The following is a 7604-nucleotide window of genomic DNA, read 5'->3' as shown; positions in this document are numbered from 1 at the left end:
TACTGCGTGAATCCTAACTGGCTCAAGCACATTGTGACGCACTTCGCCGATCCGAAAATCGCTGTGGTGCAGTCGCCGCAGGATTACCGCGACCAGAACGAAAGCACCTTCAAGAAGCTCTGCTACGCCGAATACAAAGGTTTCTTCCACAACGGCATGGTCACCCGCAACGACCGCGACGCGATCATCCAGCACGGCACCATGACCATGACCCGGCGTTCGGTTCTGGAAGAGCTGGGCTGGGCCGACTGGTGTATCTGTGAAGACGCCGAGCTAGGTCTGCGCGTGTTCGAGAAAGGTCTGTCGGCAGCGTATTACCACGACAGTTACGGCAAGGGTCTGATGCCGGACACCTTCATCGACTTCAAGAAGCAGCGTTTCCGCTGGGCTTACGGCGCGATCCAGATCATCAAGCGCCACACCCGCAGCCTGCTGCGCGGCAAGGACACCGAGCTGACCCGTGGCCAGCGTTACCACTTCCTCGCGGGCTGGTTGCCGTGGGTCGCGGACGGCATGAACATCTTCTTCACCGTCGGCGCCCTGCTGTGGTCGGCGGCGATGATCATCGTGCCGCAACGGGTCGATCCGCCGCTGCTGATTTTCGCAATCCCGCCATTGGCGCTGTTCGTGTTCAAGGTCGGCAAGATCATCTTCCTCTACCGTCGCGCCGTCGGCGTGAACCTCAAGGATGCGTTCTGCGCGGCACTGGCTGGCCTGGCGTTGTCGCACACCATCGCCAAAGCGGTGCTGTACGGTTTCTTCACCAGCAGCATTCCGTTCTTCCGCACGCCGAAAAACGCTGACAATCACGGCTTCTGGGTCGCGATTTCCGAAGCACGCGAAGAGCTGTTCATCATGCTGCTGTTGTGGGGCGCGGCGCTGGGGATCTACCTGGTGCAGGGCATTCCGAGCAACGACATGCGCTTCTGGGTGGCGATGCTGCTGGTGCAGTCGCTGCCGTACCTGGCCGCGCTGATCATGGCGTTCCTCTCCTCGCTGCCAAAACCGGCGGCGGAGCCTGAACCGGCGCCTGTCGTCTAATTCCTCGACGAAGCACTAAACGGCGGCCAATGGTCGCCGTTTTGCTTTAAGATAACCGCCATTTTGCGGGGCTTGGCGGGATAACGGTCTGACTGACCGAACACTATCCCCTGTGGGAGCGAGCCTGCTCGCGAAGGCTTTGTAACAATCACCAACTATGTTGACTGACACACCGCATTCGCGAGCAGGCTCGCTCCCACATTGGCTCTCGCTCAAATTCATGACTCCGGAGTTTTCCATGACGGCCCACGCCGACCTTTCGCCGACCCTCCAACTCGCCATCGACCTGATCCGCCGTCCGTCCGTGACGCCGGTCGATGCCGATTGCCAGAAGCAGATGATGCAGCGCCTGGGCGATGCCGGTTTCACCCTGGAGCCGATGCGCATCGAGGACGTGGACAACTTCTGGGCCACCCATGGCAACGACGATGGCCCGGTGCTGTGCTTTGCCGGCCACACCGACGTGGTGCCGACCGGTCCGGTGACTGCCTGGCAGATCGAACCGTTCAACGCGGTGATCGACGAACACGGCATGCTCTGCGGTCGCGGCGCGGCCGACATGAAAGGCAGCCTGGCGTCGATGACCGTGGCCGCCGAGCGTTTCGTCGCCGACTACCCGAACCACAAGGGCAAGGTCGCGTTCCTGATCACCAGCGACGAAGAAGGCCCGGCGCACCACGGCACCAAAGCGGTGGTTGAGCGTCTGGTGGCGCGCAAGGAACGTCTGGACTGGTGCATCGTTGGCGAACCGTCGAGCACCACGCTGGTCGGTGACGTGGTGAAAAACGGCCGTCGTGGCTCGCTGGGCGCCAAGCTCACCGTGCGCGGCGTGCAGGGTCACGTGGCCTATCCGCATCTGGCGAAGAACCCGATCCACCTCGCCGCTCCGGCGCTGGCCGAACTGGCTGCCGAGCACTGGGATCACGGCAACGATTTCTTCCCGCCGACCAGTTTCCAGATTTCCAACCTCAACTCCGGTACCGGCGCGACCAACGTGATCCCGGGTGATCTGGTGGCAGTGTTCAACTTCCGCTTCTCCACCGAATCCACCGTCGAAGGCCTGCAGAAACGCGTGGCCGACATCCTCGACAAACACGATCTGGACTGGCACATCGACTGGGCGCTGTCCGGTCTGCCGTTCCTCACCGAGCCGGGCGCGCTGCTCGACGCGGTGTCGTCGAGCATCAAGGACATCACCGGCCGCGAGACCAAAGCGTCCACCAGCGGCGGTACCTCCGATGGCCGTTTCATCGCGACCATGGGTACGCAAGTGGTTGAGCTGGGCCCGGTCAACGCGACCATTCACCAAGTCAACGAGCGTGTGCTGGCGGCCGATCTCGACGTGCTGACCGAGATCTACTACCAGACCCTGATCAAGTTGCTCGCCTGATGCTCGCGTGCCCGATCTGCAGTGAACCGCTGAACAGCGTCGACAACGGCGTGGTCTGCCCCGCCGGCCACCGCTTCGACCGCGCGCGTCAGGGCTACCTGAACCTGTTGCCGGTGCAGCACAAGAACAGCCGTGATCCTGGCGACAATCAGGCAATGGTCGAGGCGCGCCGCGACTTCCTGAACGCCGGGCATTACGCGCCGGTGGCCAAGCGCCTGGCCGAGCTGGCGGCGAGTTATGCGCCGGCACGCTGGGTCGATATCGGCTGCGGCGAGGGTTACTACACCGCACAGATCGCCGAAGCTTTGCCGGAGGCCGATGGCTACGCGCTGGACATCTCCCGCGAGGCGGTGAAACGCGCCTGCAAACGTAATCCGGCGCTTACCTGGTTGATCGCCAGCATGGCCCGCGTGCCGTTGGCGTCGGGCAGTTGCCAGTTTCTCGCCAGCGTTTTCAGTCCGCTGGACTGGGCAGAAGCCAAGCGCCTGCTCAGCGTCGGCGGCGGCCTGATGAAGGTCGGCCCGACCAGCGGCCACCTGATGGAACTGCGCGAACGTCTGTACGACGAAGTGCGCGAATACACCGATGACAAGCATCTGGCCCTGGTGCCGGAAGGCATGGTGCTGGCGCACAGCGAAACCCTGGAATTCAAACTGACGCTGGACAAGCCCGAGGATCGCGCCAACCTGTTGGCAATGACGCCCCACGGCTGGCGCGCCAGTGCCGAACGCCGCGCCGCAGTGATCGAACAGGCCGAGCCGTTCGTGACCACTGTGTCGATGCGCTACGATTATTTCGTTCTTCAATAACTTTTGGACTCGGGCAAATGCCCGGGGCCGGCTAAATCCGCGAATGGATTTTTCAGACCCGCAGTGAGGACATCCATGCGCCAACCGGATATCGAGATTTACCTGAAAGACGCCGACGTCGACCACAAGGCGATTTCCGCCTGGCTCGGTGAGGCTCTGGGCCCGTGCAGCGACTGGGTACAGAAAGGTCAGACCTACAAGTGCAAGGCCGGCAACATCCCGGTGACCTGGCTGCCGAAAGCCGTGGGCAAATGGAACAGCCTGTACCTGGAAAGCGATGCGACCCCATGGGACGACGACATCGCCTGCGCCCGCGCCGCCTTTGCCGCGCTGAACGTCGAAGTACGTTGCGCACCGGGCACGTGGGTCGAGGAAGAAGGTGAGGAAACGGCGGATCGCTGGATTCGCATCAGCGCCGACGGTGAAGAAGAGATCACCTGGAAAACCGCGTAATCCCGGGCGACGCAGACCCAAATGTGGGAGCGGGCTTGCTCGCGAAGACGTAGTGTCAGTCGATATCACTGTCGACTGATACACCGCATTCGCGAGCAAGCCCGCTCCCACAGTGGTTTGGGGTTGTTTGGGAGGTTTGCGCTACAGACCAACCACATCCTCAGCCTGCAACCCCTTCTCCCCCGTCACCAGCGCATATTCAACCTGCTGACCTTCAGTCAGCGAGCGATGCCCTTCTCCGCGGATCGCGCGGTAGTGCACGAACACGTCCACGCCGTCGTCGCGCTGAATGAAGCCGTAGCCCTTGGCGTCGTTGAACCACTTCACATTGCCGGTTTCACGTGTTGCCATCTGTTCATACTCCTTTTTTATTATTGAACAGGCTTTTCGCAGGAAAGCCTTGCGGAACGTCAGACTGCGCCCGACGTCCATAAAGGGCCCCGGCGACAGATTGCCGAGTATATGACAGGCACGAAAACTCTCAACAGGAGTTTACTTCGCCGCTTTTTTGCCGATTTTCGATGAATCCGGCACACTGTCCGCCCCCGAGCATCTGCTCGGTTTTATCCACTCACGCAGAAGCCGTATGACCCGTTCCCCGTTCCGCCGTCTTGTGTTTGGCACCTTGCGCCGACTGTTGTACCTCTGGGTTCGCTCGGAGACGATCAACCAGTCGTCGTTCACCCTCAACCTCGACCGCAGTCGTCCGGTGTTCTACGTCCTGCAAAACCCCTCGCTCACCGATCTCGCGGTGGTCGACACCGAGTGCACCAAGGCCGGCCTGCCGCGTCCGGTGCTGCCGGTATCCGTCGGTTCGCTGATCGAACCGGCAGCGTTTTTCTACCTGACGCCAGACCCGGACTGGCTCGGCCGGCAGGACAAACGCGGAGCACCGCCGACCCTGACCCGTCTGGTCAGCGCCCTGACGCAGAATGCCGCCGAAGACGCGCAGATCATTCCGGTCAGCGTGTTCTGGGGCCAGTCGCCGGACAGCGAAAACAGTCCGTGGAAGCTGCTGTTTGCCGACAGCTGGGCGGTCACCGGGCGTCTGCGCCGGCTGCTGAGCATCATCGTCCTCGGGCGCAAGACCCGCGTGCAGTTCTCGGCGCCGATCCACCTGCGCGAACTGATCGAGCACAACAAGGGCCACGAGCGCACCGTGCGCATGGCCCAGCGCATCCTGCGCGTGCACTTCCGCAATCTGAAAGCCGCCGTCATCGGCCCGGACATCTCGCACCGGCGCAATCTGGTCAAGGGTCTGCTCAACCAGCCACTGGTCAAGCAAGCGATCGTCGAAGAGGCCGAGCGCGAAAACATCTCCCTGGAAAAAGCCAAGGCTCAGGCGTTGCGCTACGGCAACGAGATCGCCTCGGACTACACCTACACCGCGATCCGCTTCCTTGAAGTGGTGCTGAGCTGGTTCTGGAACAAGATCTACGACGGGATCAAGGTCAACCACATCGAAGGCGTGCAGAAGGTCGCTCAGGGTCACGAAGTGATCTACGTGCCGTGCCACCGCAGCCACATTGACTACCTGCTGCTCTCGTATCTGCTGTTTCGCAACGGCCTGACCCCGCCGCACATCGCCGCCGGGATCAACCTCAACATGCCGGTAATCGGCAGCCTGCTGCGGCGTGGCGGCGCGTTTTTCATGCGCCGCACGTTCAAGGGCAATCCGCTGTACACCTCGGTGTTCAACGAATACCTGCACACCCTGTTCACCAAAGGCTTCCCGGTCGAGTACTTCGTCGAGGGCGGCCGCTCACGCACCGGGCGCATGCTGCAACCGAAAACCGGGATGCTCGCGATCACGATGCGCAGCTTCCTGCGTTCGTCGCGGATGCCGATCGTGTTTGTGCCGGTGTACATCGGCTATGAGCGCGTACTGGAAGGCCGGACCTACCTCGGCGAACTGCGCGGCGCGAGCAAGAAGAAAGAGTCGATCTTCGACATCTTCAAAGTCATTGGCGCGCTCAAGCAGCGCTTCGGTCAGGTCGCGGTGAACTTCGGCGAGCCGATCAAACTCGCGGAATTCCTCGACAGCGAACAACCGGACTGGCGCCAACAGGAACTCGGCCCGCAATACAAACCGGCGTGGCTCAACGAAACCACCAACCGCCTCGGCGAAAAGGTCGCGCAGCACCTGAACGAAGCGGCGGCGATCAACCCGGTCAACCTGGTGGCGCTGGCGCTGCTCTCGACCACCCGCCTGGCACTGGACGATCGGGCCATGGCGCGGGTGCTGGATCTGTATCTGGCGCTGCTGCGCAAAGTCCCGTACTCGCCGCACACCACCCTGCCGGAAGGCGATGGTCGTGCGCTGATCGAGCACGTGAAGGACATGGATCTGCTGTCCGAGCAGAACGATGCGCTGGGCAAGATTCTCTATCTGGACGAGCAGAACGCCGTCCTGATGACTTACTACCGCAACAACGTGCTGCACATTTTCGCTCTGCCGGCGCTGCTGGCGAGTTTCTTCCAAAGCACCTCGCGCATGAGCCGCGAACAGATCCTGCGCTACACCCGCGCGTTGTATCCGTACCTGCAAGCGGAGCTGTTCATTCGCTGGAGCCTGGACGAACTGGACGCCGTGGTCGATCAATGGCTGGAAGCGTTCGTCGAGCAAGGCCTGCTGCGCTTCGAGAAAGACGTGTACATGCGTCCGGCGCCAAGTTCGCGGCATTTCGTGCTGCTGACCCTGCTGTCGAAAAGCATCGCGCAGACCCTGCAGCGCTTCTACATGACCGTGTCCTTGCTGCTCAACAGCGGCCAGCACAGCATCAGCGCCGAAGAGCTGGAAGACTTGTGCACGGTCATGGCCCAGCGCCTGTCGATCCTCCACGGCTTGAACGCCCCGGAGTTCTTCGACAAGAGCCTGTTCCGTCACTTCATCCAGACCCTGCTCGACCTCGACGTGCTGCGTCGCGACGAAGCCGGCAAGCTGAGCTACCACGAACTGCTCGGCGAACTGGCCGAAGGCGCGGCCAAACGCGTACTGCCGGCGGATATTCGTCTGTCGATTCGTCAGGTGGCTTTACACCGCAGTGAAGATGCCGCCGAAACAGCGGACACACCACAAGTCTGAAACTTGCTGACAACTAACGGGGACGCACTGCAATGGTCCCGTTAGTTGATTCATGAATTAATAGGCGCCATCAACCAATCACGATACGGATATCGAGATGAGCCAGTTAAATCAAGACACTCCCAGCGTCACGCTGAACTTCAAACTGCCACCGGACTTTCGCGCCCCGCAAGACGGCAGCAGCGAAACCGTTGTCAGCGTCAAACTTGTCAACTCTGTAGTGCCCGTCACGATCAAAGACTGGCGCCACGCTTCCATCTACGACGCCGGGTGGAAGTTTGACTTCCCCCACGCTTACAGCGATGTCGGGGTGAAGTATCAGATCAATGTCCAGATATTCCACAACCGGCAACCCTTGCTGGTCGAAATGGATTACTTCGTCATCGTCAACAAGGCACCGCATCGCCAGAACGTGCACCTGAGTCCGATCGGACAACTTTATGTCGAAGTTGAAGAAGCCGCGAGGGTCGCGACCGAAGAAGCCGTTACCGTCTGCCTGCACGAGGCCGGGCAACCGGAAGTTGCCTTGGTGCAGATCAAACACGACGAACAGACGGCCACTTCGTTTTATCTGAAGTACGACCCGGACAGTGTCATAGCCGGCAAACGTTATGCACTGAGCGCGGTTGAAAACCGCTACCGCCAAGCGGTTTCAGTGACTCCGGGGTTGATCGAACTCTCCCCCGTATCACGCGAACAACGCGCATGGTCATTTCAAGCCTTGATGCATTGGCTGGAAAAACCCTTACGTTTGTTCACTGACGCTGACGCCAAAATCCGCTAGATTTCCTTCGGCGCCGGGATTCTTCCGGCGCAAACGTCTCAG

General features: G+C 61.0%; 7 protein-coding genes. 6 read left to right on the top strand and 1 reads right to left on the bottom strand.

All coding sequences use genetic code 11. The features are described from left to right. The 4 genes from ACIOUG_RS18185 to ACIOUG_RS18170 form a co-directional block, all read left to right on the top strand. Window positions 1–1041: glycosyltransferase family 2 protein (locus ACIOUG_RS18185; protein WP_401067399.1), on the top strand; the 1041-nt coding region annotated here is incomplete at its 5' end. Between the two features lie 238 nt (window positions 1042–1279). Further along, window positions 1280–2431 carry a succinyl-diaminopimelate desuccinylase gene (dapE, locus tag ACIOUG_RS18180; protein ID WP_003222093.1) on the top strand — a complete coding sequence of 384 codons (1152 nt, stop codon included), beginning with the start codon at window positions 1280–1282 and terminating at the stop codon, window positions 2429–2431. Further along, window positions 2431–3240, top strand: coding sequence for a putative RNA methyltransferase (locus tag ACIOUG_RS18175; protein WP_401067398.1), 810 nt, complete (start codon window positions 2431–2433; stop codon window positions 3238–3240). The genes dapE and ACIOUG_RS18175 overlap by 1 nt, the downstream gene beginning before the upstream one ends. Window positions 3241–3315: 75 nt before the next feature. Next, window positions 3316–3693, top strand: a complete 378-nt coding sequence (locus tag ACIOUG_RS18170; protein WP_007964251.1) for a hypothetical protein — start codon at window positions 3316–3318, stop codon at window positions 3691–3693. Window positions 3694–3834: 141 nt separating this feature from the next. On the opposite strand, the gene ACIOUG_RS18165 is transcribed toward ACIOUG_RS18170, so the two are convergent. Then, entirely contained in the window at window positions 3835–4044 is a 210-nt protein-coding gene (locus ACIOUG_RS18165) for a cold-shock protein (RefSeq protein ID WP_102355641.1), read from the bottom strand. Between the two features lie 235 nt (window positions 4045–4279). Between ACIOUG_RS18165 and plsB the strand changes: the two genes are divergently transcribed. Together plsB and ACIOUG_RS18155 are read left to right on the top strand one after the other, a co-directional pair. Continuing rightward, on the top strand, window positions 4280–6778 hold the full coding sequence (plsB, locus tag ACIOUG_RS18160; protein WP_401067396.1) for a glycerol-3-phosphate 1-O-acyltransferase PlsB: 2499 nt from the start codon (window positions 4280–4282) through the stop codon (window positions 6776–6778). 97 nt (window positions 6779–6875) lie between these two features. After that, window positions 6876–7562, top strand: a complete 687-nt coding sequence (locus ACIOUG_RS18155; RefSeq protein WP_401067394.1) for a hypothetical protein — start codon at window positions 6876–6878, stop codon at window positions 7560–7562. Window positions 7563–7604: the final 42 nt, after the last annotated feature.

The organism is Pseudomonas sp. NPDC087803, assembly GCF_044742995.1.
GTDB lineage: Bacteria > Pseudomonadota > Gammaproteobacteria > Pseudomonadales > Pseudomonadaceae > Aquipseudomonas.
This window is presented reverse-complemented; position numbering and strand designations above follow the sequence as displayed.

Excerpts from the sequence above, each read along its gene's own strand:
- ACIOUG_RS18155 (WP_401067394.1), top strand. The coding sequence starts at position 6,876 with ATGAGCCAGTTAAATCAAGACACTCCCAGCGTCACGCTGAACTTCAAA.
- ACIOUG_RS18170 (WP_007964251.1), top strand. The coding sequence starts at position 3,316 with ATGCGCCAACCGGATATCGAGATTTACCTGAAAGACGCCGACGTCGAC.
- dapE (WP_003222093.1), top strand. The coding sequence starts at position 1,280 with ATGACGGCCCACGCCGACCTTTCGCCGACCCTCCAACTCGCCATCGAC.
- plsB (WP_401067396.1), top strand. The coding sequence starts at position 4,280 with ATGACCCGTTCCCCGTTCCGCCGTCTTGTGTTTGGCACCTTGCGCCGA.
- ACIOUG_RS18165 (WP_102355641.1), bottom strand. The coding sequence starts at position 4,044 with ATGGCAACACGTGAAACCGGCAATGTGAAGTGGTTCAACGACGCCAAG.
- ACIOUG_RS18175 (WP_401067398.1), top strand. The coding sequence starts at position 2,431 with ATGCTCGCGTGCCCGATCTGCAGTGAACCGCTGAACAGCGTCGACAAC.